This window comes from Thalassotalea sp. ND16A, from assembly GCF_000764205.1.
Taxonomy (GTDB): Bacteria; Pseudomonadota; Gammaproteobacteria; order Enterobacterales; family Alteromonadaceae; genus Thalassotalea_A.
Genome location: NZ_JQDZ01000048.1, coordinates 117,442 through 138,385, shown reverse-complemented (window position 1 = coordinate 138,385; position 20,944 = coordinate 117,442). Strand labels below are relative to the sequence as shown.

At 43.6% G+C, this 20,944-nt stretch carries 20 protein-coding genes; 6 read left to right on the top strand and 14 right to left on the bottom strand.

Annotation, left to right across the window (positions count from 1 at the left end; all coding sequences use genetic code 11):
* Positions 1–79: 79 nt before the first annotated feature.
* Both ND16A_RS10290 and ND16A_RS10295 read right to left on the bottom strand, forming a co-directional pair.
* A complete protein-coding gene (locus ND16A_RS10290) occupies positions 80–1,372 on the bottom strand; it encodes a YdgA family protein (protein ID WP_033077382.1) in 1,293 nt (430 codons plus the stop codon).
* Positions 1,373–1,541: 169 nt separating this feature from the next.
* Positions 1,542–1,799: a hypothetical protein gene (locus ND16A_RS10295; protein WP_033077381.1), complete on the bottom strand. Its 258-nt coding sequence runs from the start codon at positions 1,797–1,799 to the stop codon at positions 1,542–1,544.
* Positions 1,800–1,962: 163 nt separating this feature from the next.
* Here ND16A_RS10295 and ND16A_RS10300 point away from each other — a divergent pair, with 163 nt between their 5' ends.
* A complete protein-coding gene (locus ND16A_RS10300; RefSeq protein ID WP_033077380.1) occupies positions 1,963–2,169 on the top strand; it encodes a hypothetical protein in 207 nt (68 codons plus the stop codon).
* Positions 2,170–2,260: 91 nt separating this feature from the next.
* Positions 2,261–3,745 carry a M20 family peptidase gene (locus ND16A_RS10305; RefSeq protein ID WP_033077379.1) on the top strand — a complete coding sequence of 495 codons (1,485 nt, stop codon included), beginning with the start codon at positions 2,261–2,263 and terminating at the stop codon, positions 3,743–3,745.
* A gap of 310 nt (positions 3,746–4,055) precedes the next feature.
* Here the strand turns inward: ND16A_RS10305 and metE are convergent, their stop codons facing one another.
* The gene (metE, locus tag ND16A_RS10310; protein WP_033077378.1) at positions 4,056–6,326 is read right to left on the bottom strand and encodes a 5-methyltetrahydropteroyltriglutamate--homocysteine S-methyltransferase; all 2,271 of its coding nucleotides are present in this window, start codon (positions 6,324–6,326) and stop codon (positions 4,056–4,058) included.
* Between the two features lie 115 nt (positions 6,327–6,441).
* Here metE and ND16A_RS10315 point away from each other — a divergent pair, with 115 nt between their 5' ends.
* Positions 6,442–7,329 (top strand): LysR family transcriptional regulator, encoded by an 888-nt coding sequence (locus tag ND16A_RS10315; RefSeq protein ID WP_033077377.1) that lies wholly within the window; start codon positions 6,442–6,444, stop codon positions 7,327–7,329.
* Between the two features lie 62 nt (positions 7,330–7,391).
* On the opposite strand, the gene ND16A_RS10320 is transcribed toward ND16A_RS10315, so the two are convergent.
* Entirely contained in the window at positions 7,392–7,589 is a 198-nt protein-coding gene (locus ND16A_RS10320; RefSeq protein ID WP_033077376.1) for a hypothetical protein, read from the bottom strand.
* Positions 7,590–7,782: 193 nt separating this feature from the next.
* Here ND16A_RS10320 and ND16A_RS10325 point away from each other — a divergent pair, with 193 nt between their 5' ends.
* The gene (locus ND16A_RS10325) at positions 7,783–9,849 is read left to right on the top strand and encodes a S9 family peptidase (RefSeq protein ID WP_033077375.1); all 2,067 of its coding nucleotides are present in this window, start codon (positions 7,783–7,785) and stop codon (positions 9,847–9,849) included.
* A gap of 136 nt (positions 9,850–9,985) precedes the next feature.
* On the opposite strand, the gene ND16A_RS10330 is transcribed toward ND16A_RS10325, so the two are convergent.
* The 7 genes from ND16A_RS10330 to ND16A_RS10360 all read right to left on the bottom strand — a co-directional run bounded on the left by ND16A_RS10330 (position 9,986) and on the right by ND16A_RS10360 (position 15,837).
* The gene (locus ND16A_RS10330) at positions 9,986–10,345 is read right to left on the bottom strand and encodes a hypothetical protein (protein WP_033077374.1); all 360 of its coding nucleotides are present in this window, start codon (positions 10,343–10,345) and stop codon (positions 9,986–9,988) included.
* Positions 10,346–10,363: 18 nt separating this feature from the next.
* Entirely contained in the window at positions 10,364–11,134 is a 771-nt protein-coding gene (locus ND16A_RS10335; protein ID WP_033077373.1) for a peptidylprolyl isomerase, read from the bottom strand.
* Positions 11,135–11,376: 242 nt separating this feature from the next.
* Positions 11,377–12,771 carry a sodium/proline symporter gene (locus ND16A_RS10340; protein WP_033077372.1) on the bottom strand — a complete coding sequence of 465 codons (1,395 nt, stop codon included), beginning with the start codon at positions 12,769–12,771 and terminating at the stop codon, positions 11,377–11,379.
* A 118-nt stretch (positions 12,772–12,889) separates the two neighbouring features.
* Positions 12,890–13,585: a hypothetical protein gene (locus ND16A_RS10345; RefSeq protein ID WP_033077371.1), complete on the bottom strand. Its 696-nt coding sequence runs from the start codon at positions 13,583–13,585 to the stop codon at positions 12,890–12,892.
* 146 nt (positions 13,586–13,731) lie between these two features.
* A complete protein-coding gene (locus ND16A_RS10350) occupies positions 13,732–14,988 on the bottom strand; it encodes a Y-family DNA polymerase (protein ID WP_033077370.1) in 1,257 nt (418 codons plus the stop codon).
* A complete protein-coding gene (umuD, locus tag ND16A_RS10355; RefSeq protein WP_033077369.1) occupies positions 14,976–15,389 on the bottom strand; it encodes a translesion error-prone DNA polymerase V autoproteolytic subunit in 414 nt (137 codons plus the stop codon). The genes ND16A_RS10350 and umuD overlap by 13 nt, the downstream gene beginning before the upstream one ends.
* A 97-nt stretch (positions 15,390–15,486) precedes the next feature.
* The gene (locus ND16A_RS10360; RefSeq protein ID WP_327144386.1) at positions 15,487–15,837 is read right to left on the bottom strand and encodes a RidA family protein; all 351 of its coding nucleotides are present in this window, start codon (positions 15,835–15,837) and stop codon (positions 15,487–15,489) included.
* 76 nt (positions 15,838–15,913) lie between these two features.
* On the opposite strand from ND16A_RS10360, the gene ND16A_RS20210 reads away from it, so the two are divergent.
* A complete protein-coding gene (locus ND16A_RS20210; RefSeq protein ID WP_052073033.1) occupies positions 15,914–16,570 on the top strand; it encodes a hypothetical protein in 657 nt (218 codons plus the stop codon).
* 260 nt (positions 16,571–16,830) lie between these two features.
* Positions 16,831–17,091 (top strand): CDGSH iron-sulfur domain-containing protein, encoded by a 261-nt coding sequence (locus ND16A_RS10365; protein ID WP_033077367.1) that lies wholly within the window; start codon positions 16,831–16,833, stop codon positions 17,089–17,091.
* 138 nt (positions 17,092–17,229) lie between these two features.
* Here ND16A_RS10365 and ND16A_RS10370 read toward each other — a convergent pair whose 3' ends face one another.
* From ND16A_RS10370 to ND16A_RS10380, 3 genes are read right to left on the bottom strand one after another with little or no spacing between them, the layout of a single operon-like run.
* Positions 17,230–18,309: a MaoC family dehydratase gene (locus ND16A_RS10370; protein ID WP_052073032.1), complete on the bottom strand. Its 1,080-nt coding sequence runs from the start codon at positions 18,307–18,309 to the stop codon at positions 17,230–17,232.
* Positions 18,310–18,337: 28 nt separating this feature from the next.
* Positions 18,338–19,246: an HpcH/HpaI aldolase/citrate lyase family protein gene (locus ND16A_RS10375; RefSeq protein ID WP_033077366.1), complete on the bottom strand. Its 909-nt coding sequence runs from the start codon at positions 19,244–19,246 to the stop codon at positions 18,338–18,340.
* Between the two features lie 2 nt (positions 19,247–19,248).
* A complete protein-coding gene (locus tag ND16A_RS10380) occupies positions 19,249–20,928 on the bottom strand; it encodes an acyl-CoA synthetase (RefSeq protein ID WP_033077365.1) in 1,680 nt (559 codons plus the stop codon).
* Positions 20,929–20,944: the final 16 nt, after the last annotated feature.

Genomic DNA, 20,944 nt, shown 5'->3' with positions numbered 1-20,944 from the left:
TTATAAAGCGCTCTTTTTAAAAAACCGTATTAACTGTGTTAATACGGTTTTTTTTATTATAACAAGGCACTTGGTATAATTAGCCTAATGGCACAGGTTCGCCATTTAACAATGCCTGACCATCGCTAAAAGTGAAATCAAACTTCACTTGCTCTTCGTCTTGCACCAGCATGTTTTGCATAAGTAACTGGTCAATGTTCTGCTGCATACCGATGCTATTAAAAAACTCAATGGGAGCTCTGCCACTGGCATCGGCTTGCAGCGCCATAAACATCGTCATTGGATTGTTAACGTCTAATACGCTTTGATCAAAGCGAATGTTTAACTGACTAGCAATTTCACCTTGCGCAGTTTGCATGCCGAGCTTGGTAATTTTAAGTTCAGGGCCTGAAGTTAACAGTTCCGGCAGCATTGCCTGCATCTGCATCATCAACATATCAGGGTCTTGTTGAGCATTATTTTGTATCATCAAATTTTGAAACTCTTGATAGACATCCAAATCTAATTTGTTCAAACTTAATTGATAAGCAAACTTGCTAAACTCTTGTCCGATAGCGTTAATACTATCGATATTGATGTCGACATCGGCATACATAAAACCATTTTCTTCGTGACTGGTAGAGAGTACGGTTAAATCGTTAATCGTTACGCTTTCGGCAGCCGTAGCGCCGATCATTTCAATGTTTTTAATGTAGAAGTTGCTATCGCCTAACGCCAGGGCGTTATAGCTAAAAATATCGCCGCGTACCACTTGCTGATCCGCTGAAAATTGCATTTCACCTATCGACATCACCTTTTCGGCTAGCTTAGTCACGTCGAGACCTTGCCAATTACCTGAAAATTGTAATTGGCCATCACGACTAAAGACGGAATCAAAAGCAAACGCTTTGATATCAAAGTTGCCATCAGCACTCATAATTTGAACTGGTTGCAAGCTGACAAAAGAAGTCATGGTGCCGGTATAGCCAATACGCATATATGATTCTAACTTGTCTTTGGTAAAGTTATGGGTAAATTCAACTGCGGCACCTTGATTATGGGTCAAATCAAAATCATAGGCGATATCAATCAAGCCAAAACCCAGACCATTAGATTGCGATAAAATGGGACCATGTTGCATGCTTTGCTTGCTGATTATTTTCATCTCCAGCGGAGCAACCTGGCTATCAATTTCCTGACTATAATTTAGTACCACATCGGCAGTCGAATTGAACCAGCCACTGTGGTAGTTCTCAATGCTAACTGAAACGCCTGGGATGCTTTGCATTTTGGCAACCATATTACGCATTTCTGTTTCGGCAAGTTGACCAGAAAAGTAAGGGGCTACTAGCAGCCCGGCAACTACGGCGGTGGCAATAAAGCGTTTTTTCATCGAAGAAATTTCCTTATCCAATATATTTTTTATTAGTTTTTTATGATGAGCTAAGTCGATAATAGCATGATTTATTGGCGAGTTTGGATAAAGGTTAGGAGAAAGCTGCAGATTAATCGCAAGCAAAAAACAACTCAATAGAGAGGTTTCAATTGCTGTTGTACTTGCCCTATCTGAACAGACTGATCATTTGTTTAAAAATTGAAAACTCAATTTTTATCAGGGCACTTTGCCACAACCATATCATCGATGCCAGAGTGAAATAAATATCAGATGAACTCATGGCAGTATTGAAAAAACCAACAAAGATCAATAAGGTGATGGTTATTTTTGTTAGTGTTCTGAACCGGCGAAACACTATCCGCGATTCTGTAACAACTGCGGTAGCCGGTTGGTTTGTTTTTTCATTAAAAGTTAGAACATTCATGGTGAACCCTCCCGATATTAATTTCAAACTGAGATAATGAGATGCGTCGAATATTCATCAATATCTCTTGTATGTCTTCATATAAGCATATGACATGATTTTAATATAAGCAAGTTTTCCATGAAAAAATTTAATTAAGCGAATTTTGCTGGAAATTACGCTAATGCAGCTGAGCAATATTAGTGCTATGGTTTTAACTGAAAACAAAAATAATAAGGGAAAACGGATGACTGCAAAAATAAGAAAAGCCAAGAAAAAACCAGTTAAACATGCAACCGAAAAAAGAGCGGAAAAATGGTCCGATAATATCTTTCTATACACGGTAGTGGTGATTGTCTTAGTTATTGTGGTGATGGCTTTTGTGATCTAAATATTAACTTTTGGCTTGAATTCGTCGGTTTAAGCATAATTATAATATTGTGCTAAAGTTTTAAACGTATTACTAACTTATTGAGAATAAAATGAAAAAAGTAATAGGTTTATTGGTGTTAGCCGTTATTGGTATTTTTCTGCTGGCTACTTATCGAGCCAATACCATGTATCCCGATCAGCAGTATTATCCGCAACAGCACAGCAATAGAGTCGCAGTTGATCAAGACAAAGTGGTGTCTAATTTCTCGAAAGCGATTCAAATTGCCACTATTTCCCACGATTATCCGGCGCCAGTTCTCGCTGAACCGTTTTTGGCTTTTCACCAGCATTTGCAAGCCAGCTTTCCCATTGTGCATGCTGTTGCCAGCCGAGAAATCATTAATAACTACTCATTGGTATACAAATTTCAGGGTACCGACACTAGCTTAAAACCCGCTCTATTTATGGGCCATATGGACGTAGTGCCTGTGGACCAAGATACCGCAGACAAATGGACCCATGAAGCGTTTGCGGGCGTGGTCGATGATAACCAAATATGGGGGCGGGGCGCCTTAGATGATAAAGCCACAGTGATGGCGCTGATGGAAGCTATGGAGCTTAGCTTGGCTTCAGGTAAACCGCCGAAGCGTACCGTATATTTTGCTTTTGGTCATGATGAAGAGATTGGTGGCAGTCAAGGCGCCAAAAAAGTGGCCGAATACTTTCAACAGCTTGGAGTGAATTTTGAGTTTGTGCTCGATGAAGGCGGGGCAATTTTAAAAGGTTATATTAAAACCGTTTCTCAACCAGTAGGCATTATTGGTATTGCTGAGAAAGGCTTTATCAATATTCGTTTAATTGCAGAGCGTCCGGGCGGACATTCGTCGATGCCTCCAGAAAATACCGGCCCCGGCATACTGGCACAGGCAATAGTAAAATTAGAGAATAATAAGTTTCCGGCAACCTTACGTTATACCAACACAACCTTCGATGCGATTGGCAGTTATGCCGATTTTTACACCCGCTTTGCGATGGCCAATCAATGGCTGTTAGCTCCAGTCGTTAAGCAACAATTATTGGCCAATCAAAGTACCGCTGGCGGTTTGCGTACCACCACAGCAGTCACCATGATGAAGGGCAGCAGTAAGTCGAATATTTTGCCGACGAAAGCCAGTGTGGTGGTAAATCTGAGAATATTACCAGGTGAAACCTGGAAAACGGTATTAGCCGATGTTGAACGCATTGTTGATGATAAACGCGTCACTTACGAAGTGTTTATGAACAATGACCCATCACCGGTTTCCAGTATTGAGTCGGATGGTTATAAATGGATTGCGCAAACCATCAGAGAGTTTGAACCAGAAACTTTAGTGGCGCCATACTTGGTAATGGGAGGTACAGATTCGAAGTATTTTTATCCGTTAACCGATTCGGTTTATCGATTTTTAATGATAAAGTTAACTCCTGATATTCGAAAAACCGTACATGGCATTGATGAACGGATAAAAATAGTCGATTACGTGCAAGGCATTCAATACTTTCATGAATTATTGCGCAAGGTATCGTTTGATAACGAAGCCCCATCTCCCTCATAAGGCGTCCTGCCTGTCGGGTATAAGTAGAAAAGATTAATAGCTTCTGGCTACGGGCTTCGGGCAGCATTCGTATTGTTACACGATAGGTGAATACATTAAAGTACGCGAGGTTAAAACCCCGCCAACCAGTTACTAAAATTGATGGACGGGACACTAAACAAATCCTATCAAAAGGCTTACTGCCAACCGGGTATAAGCAGAAAATATTAATAGCTTCGGGCTATGAGCTTCGGGCAGACTTGGTATTGTTACACGATAGGTCAATTCATCAAATACACAGCCCGTGGCCAGTAGCTCGTTGCTCGTAGCTTTATTGACGTAAAATTTGTGCTGCCGCCATCATATTTTCCAGTGCTGGCGTTACCTCCTGCCAGCCTCTGGTTTTTAAACCACAATCAGGATTTAACCACAACCGCTCTGCCGGAATTCTTTCGCTCGCGCTGTTCATTAATTGCACAATAGAATCAACGGTGGGTATGTTTGGCGTGTGAATATCATAAACACCCGGGCCAATTTGGTTCGGGTAAGCAAACTGGTCGAACACATCCAGCAACTCCATATCGGAACGAGATGTTTCAATAGTGATCACATCGGCATCCATGTTGGCAATGGCTTCGATGATGTCATTAAATTCTGAATAACACATGTGAGTGTGTATTTGCGTGCTGTCCTGTACGCCATTGGCGCTAAGCTTGAAGGCATTTACCGACCAGGTCAGGTAATCTTGCCATTGGCTTTTACGCAAAGGTAAGCCTTCTCGCAATGCCGCCTCATCAATTTGAATGATGCCAATACCGGCCGCTTCCAGGTCAATAACTTCGTCACGGATGGCCAAAGCAATTTGCTGGCAAGTTTCACTTCTTGGCTGATCATCGCGAACAAAAGACCAGTTCAATATGGTCACTGGCCCGGAGAGCATGCCTTTTAACGGCTTTTTCGTTAACGACTGTGCGTAAAGTGTCCAGTCTAAGGTTAAGCTGCCTTGTCGACTCACGTCGCCATAAATAATTGGTGGCTTGACGCAACGCGAACCGTAACTTTGCACCCAGCCAAACTGGCTAAAGACGAAACCGGAAAGCTGCTCACCAAAATATTCCACCATGTCGTTACGTTCGGCTTCGCCATGTACCAATACATCAAGCTGTAATTCTTCCTGAATTTCGATACATTGCTTGATCTCAGTTTTAATTTTCTGTTGATAACTGCTTAAGTCAATTTTGTTTTGCTTAAATTCTCGACGCGTGGCTCTGATCTCACTGGTTTGCGGAAATGAGCCTATGGTGGTGGTTGGAAACCGTGGTAACTTTAATTTGCTTTGCTGTAACACGGCACGTTGTGGGTAGGGCGATTGACGCTGGCTATCTTCTGCCCGTACTTGTTGTACCGCCTGGCGCACCGCGTCATTGTTTACCAACGCAGAAGAGGTTCTTGCGACTAAGCAGCGAGTATTCTCGGCCAGTTCTGTGGCTACGCTTTCACGACCAAACTTTAGCGCTTTGCCCAAAACAGTTAATTCATTGAGTTTTTGCTTAGCAAAGGCTAACCAGTTTTTTACTTCTTCGGGAATATTGTTTTCCACATCCAAATCAACCGGCACATGCAGTAAAGAACACGACGGCGCCAACCACAATCTATCACCAAGCTGTTCGGCTATCGGTTCAATAAAATCCAGTACTTTGTTGAGTTCGGTTTTCCAAATATTGCGACCGTCAATGACGCCCAGTGATAACACTTGTTGCTCACTTAATTGCGGTAAAATTTGCGCAATATCTGCTTTGCCTTTAATCGCATCAAGATGAATTCCGTCTACCGGTAATTGGCAGGCGGTCGGTAAATTACTTGCCAATGCCCCAAAATAGGTGGTGAGTAATATTTTAACTTGTCGCTCTTTTAAATATTGATAAGCATAACGATACGCCAGCAACCATTCGTTGTCTAAATCAGTGACCAACGCTGGTTCATCAAACTGTACCCATTCGATGCCTAATTTTGCCAGTTTGGTTAACAGCTGTTGATAAACCGGGAGTAAGGTATCCAGTAAGTGCAGCGGGTTACTTTCGTCTTTGGCTTTACCTAGCCACAAATAGGTCACTGGCCCTAAGATCACTGGTTTGGTGACAAAGCCTTTCGCCCGGGCTTCGTTTATTTGTTTAATTAACTTATCCGCATTCAGTTCAAACGAGGTTTGCTGGCAAAATTCAGGAACAATATAGTGATAGTTAGTATCAAACCACTTGGTCATTTCACCTGCGGCAATACCGCAACAACTAGTATCACCCGGTGCTTGTCCACGTGCTAAGCGGAAATAATCATCTAAAGTATTTTCGCCATCACGATCCGCTCGCTTAGGCACGTTACCAAGCAAGAAGCTGGTATCAAGAACATGATCGTAAAAAGAAAAATCTCCAACCTGGGCAAAATCCAGATGTTGCTGGAGTTTTAGGTTCTTTGCTCTGATTGCTTGCGCATTGTCTTGCAACGTCTGTTGGTCAATTTTGCCTTGCCAATAATGCTCAAGCGCGAATTTTAATTGTCGGTTTTCGCCGATGCGGGGAAAACCAAGATTATGTAGTTTAGCCATCTATCTATCCATTTGATTAATTTAGTGGCTATAATAGGCAAGCTAAGTAATTAATAAAATTGGTATTAATTCATTGTTCGATGAATTTTACTCATTAATAGAGGTGTTTTACATTATGCTTGAACGACATCATCTGGAAATCATCCGTGCCGTAGATCAGCAAGGAACGTTGACCGAGGCGGCTAATTTGCTGTGTTTGACGCAGTCGGCGCTAAGTCATTCGATTAAAAAATTGGAACAACAACTCGGTGTCCAGCTATGGCAAAAGCGTGGCAGAAATTTGAAGTTGTCTGAGTCTGGTCTGCGAATATTGAGTTTGGCGAATCGTTTGTTGCCACAGTTTGAGCATGCCGAACTGGAAATGCAAGACATAGTGGCAGGACAAAAAGGCACGTTACGCATTGGCATGGAGTGTTCTCCCTGTTTTCAATGGTTGTTGAAAGTGGTCGCGCCATTTTTGAAGCAATACCCTGATGTGGATGTTGATATTCGCAAAGAGTTTCAGTTTGGCGGCTTAGGCGCTCTGCTGTCGTACGACATTGATTTATTGATCACCCCAGATCCCTTGCATAAGCAAGGCCTGGATTATATTCCGGTATTTGATTATGAGCAGGTACTGGTGGTGTCGGAACAACATCGTTTTGCCGATAAAAACTGTATTAGTGCCAGTGAGCTGGCGGAAGAAACCTTGCTCACTTATCCAATTGAAATCAGCCGGCTTGATATTTTTAACGAGTTTATTACCCCGGCAGGAGCCTGTGTGAAAAAACATAAAACCATCGAAAATACGGAAATTATGCTGCAAATGGTCAACGCTAATCGCGGCGTCGCGGCGTTACCTGCCTGGTTGGTAGCAGAGTTTCAGCAGCAAATGCCGATCAAAGCGGTGCGCTTAGGTAAAAATGGTGTGCATAAATGCATTTATATCGGTTTGCGCAGTGCTGAGCAAAGGCCGGTTTATTTAGAGCAATTGATTCACTTGGCCAAAACCAGCGGCCAGTAAAATTAAGTCACTTAACCCGAGCTCAGCTTACTTAGTTTGTTATTAACTTTTCTCACAACTCACTACTCGTCAGTGAGATAGTCTTTGTATTCCTTAACACCAAAATAACGAATGGATTTTTTTACCGTGGTTTTTTTAGCAATTAATTTTTCACCGCAGTATATTTTCACCACTTGCTTGTCGCCGTTGCTATCGGTTGCAAAAGCATGACTGTCGTTTAGCCTTAAATTATCAAATTCAGTGCGCATGATTAACTTCATCGGTTTCTTGTGCTCCTAAATACCGGTGTAATTTCAGCATATTGAAACTCACCTGCTTTGTCCATCACCATTCATATTTTGACACACCTATTAGCTATACTAATTTATCATCATACGGTACAGTGATTGAGCACTTATTAATAAAACAGTAAGTAACTGATTTTCATTAGTTATGATAGAGATGAGGGGAATTATGAAAGGGAAATTAATTGGCAAATCTATGCCCGCAGCCATAGCTATTGCTGCGACAATAGCCACTTTTGCTAGCACCGCCAGCGAACAACAGGTAGTAGATTATAAAGACGTATTTGAACTCGAATATGCCGCCTCGCCGCAAGTAAGCCCAGATAACAAAACCCTGATTTATGAACGTCGTTCTATGGATATTATGGGCGACAATACTCGTAGCAGTCTATGGCAAATGAATTTGGATGGTAGCGGCAACCGGCCACTACTTTCCGGTAAAGCAAGCTTTCGATCGCCGACGTTTTCACCCAAGGGTAAACGCTTAGCCTATATGTCAGCTCATGATGGCTCTAATCAGCTTTATGTACGTTATTTGGATAATGGTCAAACGGTAAGAGTCACCAATTTACAGCATTCTCCTGGTGCACTTTCCTGGTCTCCAGATGGCAAATACATTGCGTTTTCAATGTTTACTCCGGGTAAAGCTAGCTCTTTGTTTAAAGACATGCCGAAACAACCCAAGGGAGCAAAGTGGGCAGGCACGGCTACGTATATCGACACCACCAATTATCGTAATGATGGTGGCGGTTATGTCGCTCCAGGCTTTAATCATATTTATGTGGTGCCAAGTGAGGGCGGTAGCCCGCGGCAAATCAGTAAAGGCGATTTTCATCACAATGGCCCAATTAACTGGAGTAAAGATGGCGATCAGCTAATTATTGACGCCGATCTCAACGAAAACTGGCAGCTTAGACCCAGAGAAACTGATGTTTATGCGATGAATGTGCTGGATGGCGAAGTTACTCAGTTGACCACGCGCCAAGGACCGGATTTTCAGCCGCTGATCAGTCCCGACGGCAAGTACATCGCTTACCTGGGTTTTGAAGATAAAAAACTGGCCAGTCAAAATGCCAGCTTGAGCGTGATGACCATAGATGGCAAAAACAATAAAGATTTAACCGCAACACTCGATCGCCCTGTGGGCAATATCCAATGGCACGACGATGGCAAAGGCCTGTACTTTTCATTTACTGACCATGGCCAGCAGCAGCTGGGATTTGTCGATTTAAAGGGTAATATTACCAAAATGAAAACCAAGCTCGGTGGCCAGTCTTTGGGGCGTCCTTATACCTCAGGTGATTACCAGGCAGTAGGCGATGGCCGGGTGGTTTTCACTCTGGGTACTCCTAGCCGGCCTGCAGATTTAGCCATAGTGAATACCAAAGGGGAAGTGAATAAACTGACCTCATTGAATGAAGATGTATTTGCCCATAAAAGCTTGGCGAAAGTGCGCAGCTTAACGGTGATTTCCTCAATTGATGAAAAATCCATTGAAGCCTGGATAGCATTACCGCCAGGCTTTGATCCTGAGCAAAAATACCCGCTAATTCTTGAAATCCACGGCGGACCGCATGCGGCATATGGGCCAAACTTTTCGATGGAAGTACAATTAATGGCAGCCAAAGGCTATGTTGTTGTCTGGGCGAATCCGCGTGGCAGCACATCCTACGGCGAAGATTTTGCCAATTTGATCCATCACAACTACCCATCACAAGATTATGACGATTTAATGGATGTGGTTGATGGTGTTGTTGAGGAAGGCTATGTCGACGAGCAGCAACTGTTTGTTACCGGCGGTTCTGGTGGTGGTACGTTAACGTCCTGGATCATCGGCAAAACTGACCGCTTTAAAGCCGCGGTGGTGGCAAAACCGGTGATCAATTGGATGAGCTTTAGTTTAACCGCTGACGGTTATGCCTATTTTACTCAATATTGGATGCCGGGCATGCCATGGGATAATGCCGAACATTTATGGAAGCACTCGCCACTATCGTTAGTGGGAAATGTAGTGACGCCAACCATGTTGTTAACCGGTGAAAATGACTACCGTACGCCAATGAGTGAAACCGAGCAATACTATCAGGCGTTGCAGTTACAAGGCATTGATTCGGCAATGGTTAAAATTAAAAAATCGGGTCATGGCATTGCCAATCGGCCGAGTAATTTAATCCAAAAAGTCGGTAATATTATGGCCTGGTTTGAAAAATATCGAACCGATAAAACGGAACAATAAATTGTTTGTGTGAGCTAACTCATTCACTTAAATAACAAGGGAGCCATTTGGCTCCCTTGTTATTCTTTACGTTTAATAGGCGCTGCTTTTCCCGAGCTCAGGTTAGTTATATTGAAATACGTCACCTAATGATAGCTTAAGGCTTGTTTTTGTCTTGAGAAAACGAACTTGGCAGTATCTCTACGCCCACTAAGCGGCTCAGTTTTATCATCACCGGAATGGTAATTGGCGCAAACGGCAGTATGGCAAAAACTCCTAAGCCGAGTCCTTTTAGCAAGTCGAGAAATTGCCGATTGGCGATTTGCATTTCCTCTTCGCTGGCTTGCCGGCGGGTGTATTTGCGATAAATACTGAGCATCTCTTTGGTTTCAGCTTTTTCCTGACTAAGGGCGAGTTTAAGAGTAAGCATTTGTCGTCTAAAACGATAAACACTGCGCCGCCTCTGGATCCGAATGACCCGAATTGGCGCTTTAAAAATAAATACCCTTAATTTCATTACAATAAATTGCCAGCTTTAGTTGCGGCGAAATAAACGAATGCCGACTAAAGCACTTAACAGCAGAAAGCCAGTACTGCCGCCGCCACTTGAATCGTTATCTTCTGGTGGTACCGGCACTGGATCTACATCAGCCAATGGTGGTAGCTCTGGTTGAGTATCTTTATTGTTATTAATTACGGTAACCGATTCAATCATCACTAAGTGCTCATCGGTGACAGGCACGCCTTCCGCAGGAACATTCTGTAACGGCGTATTGTCAAATGCACCGGCTAAGTTGTATCTTGGCAAAGCGTTGATTGCAGCAATAATTTCCATGCCGTTGCCAGTAACTACACCAAAGGCAGTAAAACCACCATTTTGGTTATCTAAATTTGCTGAATTATCGGCATTATTGAAAAACCATTGATTGGTCGCGCTGTTCTCATCGCCAGGTTTTTTCGCCATGGCTATGGTGCCACGTACGTTGGAAAAGACCGGTTCATTGATCACCGGGTCAAAGGTAACTGGTTCTTCTACCTCATCGGTCTCGCCGTTGTAGATAAAGCCACCACCCTGAACGATAAAGTTTGGCATCGAGCGATGAACGATAGAGTTTGAATAGGCACCAGCTTCAACATAGGCTAAAAAGTTAGTGACAGTTTCTGGCGTGTCGTTATCTAACAGGTTCACTTCAAAATCACCCATTGAAGTTTTGAACAAGACAATGGTGGCATTTGCTGGAGAGCTAACCGTGAGCAGACCAGACAATAGGACTGCAGTTAAAGAAAAGTTTAAAAATTTCATCATTTTTACCGCTTATTTTAAATGAAATGGCAGCTTAAACTAATTGACTGGTAAATCAAGGGAACACAACAATTGAGAGCATTTTTTTGTACAAGGAAGTACTTATACCCTACAGGCTGGAAGCCTTTAGAAGGTAATTGTTTTAAGCAACGAGCTACTGGCCACGGGCTGTGTATTTGATGAATTGACCTATTGTGTAACAATACCAAGTCTGCCCGAAGCTCATAGCCCGAAGCCATAAGTTATTATCGCCTGCCTAACCAGGCGATAACAAATGCCAAGCTAAATGGTATTAACCGCTCTATATAATCTCCTGGTGTTGATGGAAATAAGCTTAAAATTACCGACAAGCTAAACCCGGTAGCGATGGCGGCAAAAGCATATTTACCATCTACCGATTTACTGATCACTTTTACGATTAATAAGGGGCCAAAGGCAGCACCTAAGGCATTCCAGGCAAATAATACGCGAGTGAAAATATCTTTCGGGATGTAGATTGCAATGAGCATTGAAATAATGCACATCAGCACCACGGTTAAGCGCGAATATAACAGGCTATTTTTGTGGTTTTTGTCCTCACTAATGTCGTAAGACATAGCCGAAGCGGATACCAGTAATTGACTGTCTGCGGTTGACATAATTGCCGATAAAATCGCTGCAATCATCACGCCGGCAACCACTGGTGGAAACAGTACATTCGTCACTTCCAGTAAGGCCTGCTCGTTATTGGCAACCGGTTCAATCAGTACTTTCGCACACCAGCCGACAATGAGCATGCCGCCCACCACAATGGCCGCCCAGCCAATGGCGATTATTTTCGCTTGTTGAACCGCTTTTTGATCGCGAAGCGCCATCATCCGGTTTACCACATGCGGTTGCCCCGGCTGGCCTAAGCCAATACCAAACAAACCAACAATAAACGCCAGGGCCATTAAGCCATTATATTCTCCGCTGAGTTGCAATTGCGAGCCGGTATAAACCGATTGCATTTGTAGCCATAGCTCAGCAAAACCACCCACCGCAATTAATCCCGCAATGGGCAATATCAAACCGGCCACCGCCATTAATATGCCTTGCAAGGTATCGGTAATACTTACCGCCCAAAAGCCACCCAATAAGGTGTAAATAAGGATGATCAAGGTGCCCAATGCGATTGAGCTTTCCATCGAAACATTAAAGGTAGAGGCAAAGGTATTACCGGCTGCCTGAAACTGGGCTGCAACGTAAAAGGTAAAAGCAAACACAATACATAAAGAACATAGCCACAAGATCGGTTTTTTAAATTGGCCGCTACCATGAGCGAGTAACTCGGATAAGGTAACCGATTGTTCTTGCTCTGCCTTTTTTTGTAATCTTGGCGCTAACCACAACCAGTTAAATACATAACCACTGACCACTGCCGGCACCAGCCAAATAGCGGGTAATCCCATGGCATACGCCGCCCCACTCATGCCCAGTAACGTCCAGGCCGAAGAAGCACTGGCAGCAGAGCTAATCGCCGCGACCCAAGGGCCTAAACCCCGACCGCCAATAAAGTAATCTTCGGTAGATTTGGTTTTTTGGTTGGCATAAAAGCCGATACCAATCAGGATGACTTTATACGCGATCAGGGTAACGAGAACGGTTGTGGTGTAATCCATAATGCTTTTATTCTAGTTGTTTTAGTTATTTTTATTTTGCAATTCAGAGAAAAGCATAGCAATTTAAGCAAGCAATTGCATCAAGGCGTGCTTAATCAAACTGCTATAAACAATTAGCTTATGCGACATTTTCCATGCGTCGCAGCTCAGCGGTGCTACTTATTTTCACCCAGCGAAATAAAAACATTATGATTAATTTGGTGATGCCACTCACTATGGCAAGGGTTAATAGTGGCCAGCCATCATTAAGCCCCATACTCAGCGCAAACGCTATGGTGGAAATGTCCATCATCAGAATGAACTGGCTCATCCGCAAATCGATAGCGCCGGTTTTGCCGGAACGGATGATCAGCATGATCTGATGATAATAACCCTGGCCAATTAGCAAGGTAACGACAACGATTAAGGTCGTTGACAGCAATCGACTTTCATCGCTATAACTATTACCTATGCTAAGCCCTGCGCTGCCGAGTATGAAGATAATTACCGCGATGGCAAGACAAGTCATCGAGGCTTTGCTCTGCCGGTCACGCCAAATTTCAAACAATATCAGCCCGACCAGTATTGAGGCAATCAGCCTGGGCCAGACGATATAATGGTTAAACGGCTCAAGAGAATAGCCGTAGACAAAAAACGAAAAGTAAGCGAGAAAGCTTACCGAGAACTGGTTTAAGGAGAGCAGTTCTGCGGCATTATGCTCAGTGGCCGCACATTGCTTTCTGCGCCATATTGTTCGTAGCTGCGACAGTACGCCAAGCAGGCTGATAAAAATAAACAGGGTGTTGATCGCGCCAAAGGTGTTGTATGAATTCATTCATGTGTTTTCTTACTGGGGTAATTGTCGGCAATTATACCTCAAATCATCAATATATATGATTTAATTAATGAATTTCGACTATAATTGTCGACAATACTGACTTTCCAATTGAATTTAAACAGCTTACGTCTGTTAGCATGCCATTAACACTGGATTTTTGGGATGTCGGACCATTTGGTGGTATAGCTCGGTGATAAATGCTGGCGCTTCATTTGCCAACGTTGTTGCTTACCTTCGCTGGCTAGTTGCAATGTACCTTGTCCATAGCGTTTGTTGATGACGTCATAACAACGCATCAGGGCTTTATTTTCGGTGCTTTTGGCAAATAAATCCGGTTGTTGAAACTGACTGCTGGCCAGCTCAATGGCACCAACGCCACAGCGATAAAACAATACACCGGGCAAATAAATCTGGGCAACTGTCTGGCCAACCGCGCTGGCCAGGGTTAAGGTGTTTTGTGTGGCTTGTGGAAATTCTACGGTAATGGATTTTTTGTAATAGCCATCTTGATGCGGTGAACTTGAGGCAAACACGACTAAGCGTTTCACTAAAGAATGTTGTTGGCGAACCTTACGGGCAACAATGCTGGCGTGACTAACGAGTGCCGCGGCCAATGCACTCTGGTTGGTGATGCGTTGACCAAAACTGCGGGTTGAAAATATTTCTTGTTTTGGCTCTCGTACCTCATCCCAGGTTAAGCAGGCGATGCCGTTAAGCTCATTGACGGTGCGCTCTACCACCACACTAAATTGTTTGCGCATGCTTTTTGCATTTTGATTGGCCAAATCAAGCGCGGTATGTATGCCCATTATATTGAGTTTACTGGCTAGCTTTGCACCAATGCCCCAAACGTCAGAGGCTTTCATTTGCGCCAAAATATACTTACGACTTTGTTCGCTGTCGATCACCGCGACACCATCAAAACCCTGAAGCTTTTTCGCCGCGTGATTTGCCGCTTTCGCTAAGGTGGGAGTATTGCCGATGCCAACACCTACGGGTAGCTTGGTTTCTCGCCATACGGCTTGGCGTATTTGCTGTCCGTATTGATGCCAGTCGTCGATGATCTGGCGGTAATGTTTGAATTGCAAAAAAGATTCGTCAATGGAATAAATGTGCTGGTTATCACAAAACCTGGCGACCACATTCATCATCCGATCACTCAAATCGGCATACAGTTCATAATTGGATGAACGGACCACTACCTTGTGCCTGGCCAAATATTGTTGGATTTTAAAGTAGGGGCCAAATTTTGGAATGTTAAGCGTTCTCGCGATTGGGCAAACCGCGCAAATACAGCCATCATTATTGGTTAGCACCACCACAGGTTTGTTGCGAATGCTGGGGTCGAACACCTTTTCTGCAGAAGCATAAAACGAGACCGCATCCACTAATGCATACATGCGGGTAATTCACGAATTTGTTTGAAGATACGAATGGTGCGAGTCACTACGCCTTCAATTTGAAAGTCATCCTCGCTACTGATCACTACCGGCTTAAATTGTGTTGATGCCGACAACAATTGCGCATGTGCTTTGTCGATGATTTTGCAAACGAAGCTGCCATTATAATTGGCAACAATAACATCGCCCTGACTGACATCTCTGGCTCTATCTACCAAGAGTAAATCGCCATCAAAAATACCAACATCTTGCATCGACTGCCCCGCGGCAAGGCCAATAAAGGTGGCATTGGGGTTTTCAATCAGCAAACTATCAAGTGATAAATTAAGCTCTTTGTATTCAGCCGCGGGCGATTCAAAACCGCTGATGCCTGCTTGAGCGTAAATGGGGATAACTTTCATAAAACAACAACTATACTGTATATTATTACAGTATAGTTGTCGCGACAAATAAAAGCAATTTAGATCACGGCAGTGCTCTATGATTTAGCAATAATGATTATTTTTCGGCAGCAACAACAGAAATTTCTACCAATAGCACATCTCTGGCCATGCTCGCTTGCACACAGGCTCTGGCGGGCGCAAATCCTGCAGGCACCCAGTTATCCCAGACCTCATTCATGGCTTTGAAATCATCCATGGTTTTAAGGTAAATCGTGGCCGATAAGATATGCTCTCTGTCACTGCCCGCTTGCAGTAACAGGGCATCGACTTTATCGAGCATGGTTTGGGTTTGTTCGCTAATGCCTTGCTCGGCATCTTTGCATACCTGACCACATAAGTAGACAGTGCCATTATGCTTTACGATGCGGCTCATTCGTTGCTTGGTTTCAATACGTTCAATCATCAGTTACCTTTACGTTAATCAATTTTATTCGGTTACATTCTAACTGTTTTCCAGTAAAGTAATACCAATTTATCAGGACGTGATCAAGCAAATAGAGGCCAAAGATGTCGACAACATCGAGAAACAATTCGCCGCCTTAAAAAAACAAAGCAATGTCACCGGTGAACGCATGCGTTATGAGTTAGCAAGAGGTCATTACGCTGGCTTGATAGCAAACCATAAATTACAGCGAAACAGTTACTCCAGAGCCTTGCATGAAGGTGAACGCTTATTGAAAGACGATTACCAGGTAAGCTTATTGAAACAAATCCACTATTTGGATCTTGAACTTAATGATTTAACTAGCGCAACGACGACGGCGCAGAAAATCATTGAGCTATCGAAAGATGAGGGCGTAAAGGATACCTACAGGGAGCAATTGCAGATTATTGATGATTTTATCAAGAGTGATAAAGACATCGTTATCGATGCCGATCTTGAGCAAAATGAAAGTTGGCATTATGCGTTATCACGCAATGAATTTTCGATTGCCAATATTGAGGGAGAACTGCATAAATTAGAAGTGAGATGTGCGAACAAAAGGCATGTTTTCACCATAGCAGAAGACAATTTGTGGCATGTGCCGCAAAGCTGGCAAGGCTGTAGTGTGTATATTATGGGGGATGATTATAGCAAGTTTAAGTTCATTGAAGTCGGCAAAAAACAAGTCGTAGATACGGTAAGCGGTAGCCTGTAATCCTGAGTAAAAAGTAAAAGGGCATTGAGTGGATTCAATGCCTTGTGCCAATTTATCGTAACTGCATTACAATCGTCAAACCAGATTCAAGTCCAATTCCGAGTTTGAATCTGAATTATTACCATATTTCATAAAAATCCTTTTAAATTAGTGTTTTACATCCTGGATACGAGTATACCTAGCTAAGCAGGTTTTATCAGTAAAGCTTCTTTTAACCTATACTGATAATTTGCAACGCAGAATTTCAATGGCGGATAATTATGACTAAACCAATTGTTGCCGACAATAAGCCTAAAAAAGTAACCCTGAGTAAGGGCGAAGACTATTTCTTTTGCACCTGCGGCAGATCTGCCAAACAACCGTTTTGTGACGGTTCTCATCAAGGCTCAGCGTTTCAGCCGAAAGCTTTTAGTCCGGAAAAAAGCGGAGATTTTTTTCTTTGCGCGTGCAAGCATAGTGCGCATATACCATTTTGTGACGGCACTCATAAACAATTTTCTAGCGATGATATAGGCAAGTAAACTGAACCTGAGTTCAGTGACCAGCAAGGCTGGATTTTTATAGGGATTGGTATTTATTGCCCGGGAAGGGGATGACAAACAATGGGTTGGGACATTGCTTGCCATCAATGAAACGCGTTTTTAGCAGTATTTATGGCTTTATTTCACCATCAACAGAGTCAATTCAAGATCGAGAACCACATCGCTATGGTACTTTTTCCGGCCACTGGTATTATCAAATAAATATTCCATTTGCTCTGGAGAGTTGTTTTTAATGCCCAACATATTCACTTTAACCAGTGCCAGATCATCTCTGTTAGCGGCATCGGTGATCTCTAAAATCGTGCTTTGTGCATAAATGGTATCGCCAGCAAAGGACGGATTGCAGTGGCTGCCACTGTGTATCGCACTTAACCAAATGCCATTGCCTAAACCGTTGTAACTCAATGCCCGACAAAGTGAGATAATATGGCCACCATAAACCAGACGTTTGCCATGGGTTGAATCATTCATCAGGTGTTGATCAAAATGCACTCGCGCATTATTTTGATAGAGACGAGTGGCAAGAGAATGATCGGAATCATTAATGGTAATACCGTCACGGTGAAACAAGGTATCGCCAACGTTAAAATCACTGGCTTTAAACTGATTATCTGCAACGCTACCTTGCCAGTTCGCCAATGTTAGCTGCTCTGGTATCACTTGCAACTCAGGACTTACCTGTTGAGCAAGTGTTGGCAATTGTGGTGCAGCGCATGCTGTGGCGACATCTTTTTTATGTACCATGACCCAACGCTTAAAGCTCAACACTTGTTGGTTATGCTGATTTACCGCGGTGGAATGCACGTAGACCACACCCGTTTTGCCGTTGGAGTTTTCTTTCAGACCAATCACTTCGCTGCGCACCGATATGGTGTCACCAGCAAAAGTCGGGTGCTTAAAGATCACTTCGGCATAACCCAGGTTGGCAACCGCATTTAGCGATACATCATTCACGGTTTTACCAAAAGCGATATGGAATAACAGAAAATTATCCACCGGCATGGCGGCAAAACCGGCGTTTTCGGCGACCGTTTTCGCGCAATGCAAGGCAAAGCGCGAACCGGTTAGTGCGGTATATAAAGTACAATCCGCTTCGGTGATCGTTCGTGGTACGCCATGATTTAATACTTGCGCCAGCTGAAAATCTTCAAAATAAAAACCTTCAGGCGTTGGCAAATAGTGTGCTTGTGTTGTCATTGCTTACAATACCTTTTTTATGTTTGTATTACCTTTCACGCCCGAGCAATTCAGACTGGCCGTACTCTTTTACTTTGTTGTATAAGCAAATGACTCTATTGGCCCACTGTTCTAAACAAGGTTCAATCAGCCGGTCATCGATAACGGCAACGCTTTGACCCTCGGCATTTGCTTGTTCCATCGCACTAATTATGTCTTTGGCTTTACGAATGTCGACCCCTTTTGGCGTTAATGCATCGTTGGTATACGTTAGCTGGATCGGATGAATTACCGCTTTGCCATCAAAACCTAAATCACGTGCCTGGCGACAGCTGTATTCACAAGCTACGACATCTTTTAAATTAAAATGCGGACCATCAATAATACTTTTATGATGGGCTCGTGCGGCCAAAATGCACATAGATAAATAAGTAAGTAAGCCTTGTCGGTCAAGCGTTACATTAATGCGTAACGAATTCGCCAGGTCACTGGTACCCATAACAATGGTGGTCAATCTATCGGAACTTGCGGCAATTTCTTCTGCGCGTAAAACGCCTAATGGCGATTCGATATTCGCCATGACGAATTTGTTTTCACCGCCAGCAGCATCCAGCGCGGCAATCGCTAAATGCATTTCATCGGCACTTTCGATGTTGGGAAACAATACGCCGTCAATATCAAGCCGGGCAATGGCGGCAAGATCCTCTGCCCCCCAAGTCGAGGATAACTTGTTTACTCGAACGATGCGCTCCGAGTAACCAAAATCACTATTTTCTAGCTGCTCAACCAGGTGTTGTCGTGCTTCAGCTTTTCGAGCAGGTGGTACCGATTCCTGCAAATCAAAAATAATACAGTCGGCATTTAAAGTACGTGACTTTTCAATGTATCGCACTTTATGAGCGGGCACATACAAAGCACTGCGTCGCGGTCGGTAATGAGTGTCGTTGATGCAATTCATGGTTAGGCTCCTTGGCTTGCAGTTTGCTTTGTCGATTGTTTATTTTTAGCTTGTTCGGCTAATTCAGCAAGCATTTGTTTTCGTAATACTTTGCCATTTTTAGTGCGCGGAAAATCATCATAAAAATGGACGATTTTAGGCGCTTTATATTTGGCTAGATTGTTATTTCCAAACGCGAGCATATCTTCTTCGCTGCTCGTTGCTCCCGGATGAAGAATGATACAAGCGCTGACCAGTATTTTATCTTTACCCAGCTCTTCACCAAGCGCCACACAGTCGGCAACATCGGGATGAGTCTTAATGATGCGCTCTATCTCGTGCGGCGACACCCGGTAGCCAAAGGTATTGATGATGTCGTCTTTGCGGCCAACAAACCAAATATAGCCATCTTCGTCGACACGGGCGTAATCGCCAGTGAAAAAGTAGCCGCTGTGGCGTGCTTTTGCGGTTTCCTCAGGCAATTGCCAGTAATTTAAAAATAATCCCGGGTCGTTGTCAGGAATGGCAATCATGCCTTCAACGCCTGGTTTAACCGGTTTGTTTTCTTCGTCAAGCAACACTACGTCGTGACCCGGCTGGGTAAAACCTGCGGCACCGGGACGAATGGGTTGTTGTTTATTTTGTGAGATGTAATAAGAAAATTCTGACATGCCAATGGCTTCATACACATCCATGCCAAAGGTTTCTCGCCAGGCCAGTAACATCTCGTCACTTAAATGTTCACCGGCACTCATACAATGGCGCAACGATGGCACATCACTGCCTTTAAAGTCGGTCTTTTGAATGATTTGTCGATAAATGGTTGGCACACCAATGAAAATAGTGCATTGGTGCTTGGCAATTAATGTTGGCCAGGTTGAAGCATCATTTTTGCCTTCATGCACAATGACCGTATGGCCATGAAAGAGCGGGTCCATCAGTGCCGAACCTAATACATAGGTCCAGTTAAATTTACCCGAATGCATAATCCGATCACCTTCTTTAAAGTCAAACCAGAAGCGACTCGCCGGTAAACGACCAATTAACGAACGATGCGCATGTAACACGCCTTTCGGATAACCTGTGGTACCAGAGGTATAGACCAAATACGCCGGTTCGTCAGCTTTACTGGCGACAATGGAGTCATCCACCGGGCTGTCAATTAATAACTGATGCAAATCGAGGACTTTAACCGCAAGCCCCTGGCTATCTTCAGGCATCTCTCCCGGGCCCGCCAATAGCACCGCCGTTAGCTGGGTGTCTTCGGCTAAAATGGATTTAAGTTCTGGCCACATAGACTTGGCGGTAACCAGAACTTTTGCTCCGGAATCTTTGGCTAAATAGGCCACTTCTGGCGCCGACAGCAAGGTTGATGTTGGTACTGCGGTGGCACCATGCTTTAAACAACCAAAGAAACTGACCGGATAATCGCTGGAATTTGGTAAACGAATTAACACCCTGTCATCGCTGCCTAAACCCAATTCTTTTAAGGTATAAACAAAACGACCACTTAGCATGTCCAGATTGGCATAACTTAATTCGCAGGTGCCAAGTTTATCGTCTTCAATAATCAAGGCAGTATTATTGCCGTTGTTTTGCTCAACGTGCTGACGCACACAGGCATAAGCAATGTTAAAATGTTCGGGTACCTGCCAGTTCCAGCCAGCGGCATCCTGAGTTAGTAAATCATCAAATTTAATCATATTATTTCTCCTGCCT

Excerpts from the sequence above, each read along its gene's own strand:
- ND16A_RS10290 (WP_033077382.1), bottom strand. The coding sequence starts at position 1,372 with ATGAAAAAACGCTTTATTGCCACCGCCGTAGTTGCCGGGCTGCTAGTA.
- ND16A_RS10295 (WP_033077381.1), bottom strand. The coding sequence starts at position 1,799 with ATGAATGTTCTAACTTTTAATGAAAAAACAAACCAACCGGCTACCGCA.
- ND16A_RS10300 (WP_033077380.1), top strand. The coding sequence starts at position 1,963 with ATGCAGCTGAGCAATATTAGTGCTATGGTTTTAACTGAAAACAAAAAT.
- ND16A_RS10305 (WP_033077379.1), top strand. The coding sequence starts at position 2,261 with ATGAAAAAAGTAATAGGTTTATTGGTGTTAGCCGTTATTGGTATTTTT.
- metE (WP_033077378.1), bottom strand. The coding sequence starts at position 6,326 with ATGGCTAAACTACATAATCTTGGTTTTCCCCGCATCGGCGAAAACCGA.
- ND16A_RS10315 (WP_033077377.1), top strand. The coding sequence starts at position 6,442 with ATGCTTGAACGACATCATCTGGAAATCATCCGTGCCGTAGATCAGCAA.
- ND16A_RS10320 (WP_033077376.1), bottom strand. The coding sequence starts at position 7,589 with ATGAAGTTAATCATGCGCACTGAATTTGATAATTTAAGGCTAAACGAC.
- ND16A_RS10325 (WP_033077375.1), top strand. The coding sequence starts at position 7,783 with ATGAAAGGGAAATTAATTGGCAAATCTATGCCCGCAGCCATAGCTATT.
- ND16A_RS10330 (WP_033077374.1), bottom strand. The coding sequence starts at position 10,345 with ATGAAATTAAGGGTATTTATTTTTAAAGCGCCAATTCGGGTCATTCGG.
- ND16A_RS10335 (WP_033077373.1), bottom strand. The coding sequence starts at position 11,134 with ATGATGAAATTTTTAAACTTTTCTTTAACTGCAGTCCTATTGTCTGGT.
- ND16A_RS10340 (WP_033077372.1), bottom strand. The coding sequence starts at position 12,771 with ATGGATTACACCACAACCGTTCTCGTTACCCTGATCGCGTATAAAGTC.
- ND16A_RS10345 (WP_033077371.1), bottom strand. The coding sequence starts at position 13,585 with ATGAATTCATACAACACCTTTGGCGCGATCAACACCCTGTTTATTTTT.
- ND16A_RS10350 (WP_033077370.1), bottom strand. The coding sequence starts at position 14,988 with ATGTATGCATTAGTGGATGCGGTCTCGTTTTATGCTTCTGCAGAAAAG.
- umuD (WP_033077369.1), bottom strand. The coding sequence starts at position 15,389 with ATGAAAGTTATCCCCATTTACGCTCAAGCAGGCATCAGCGGTTTTGAA.
- ND16A_RS10365 (WP_033077367.1), top strand. The coding sequence starts at position 16,831 with ATGACTAAACCAATTGTTGCCGACAATAAGCCTAAAAAAGTAACCCTG.
- ND16A_RS10370 (WP_052073032.1), bottom strand. The coding sequence starts at position 18,309 with ATGACAACACAAGCACACTATTTGCCAACGCCTGAAGGTTTTTATTTT.
- ND16A_RS10375 (WP_033077366.1), bottom strand. The coding sequence starts at position 19,246 with ATGAATTGCATCAACGACACTCATTACCGACCGCGACGCAGTGCTTTG.
- ND16A_RS10380 (WP_033077365.1), bottom strand. The coding sequence starts at position 20,928 with ATGATTAAATTTGATGATTTACTAACTCAGGATGCCGCTGGCTGGAAC.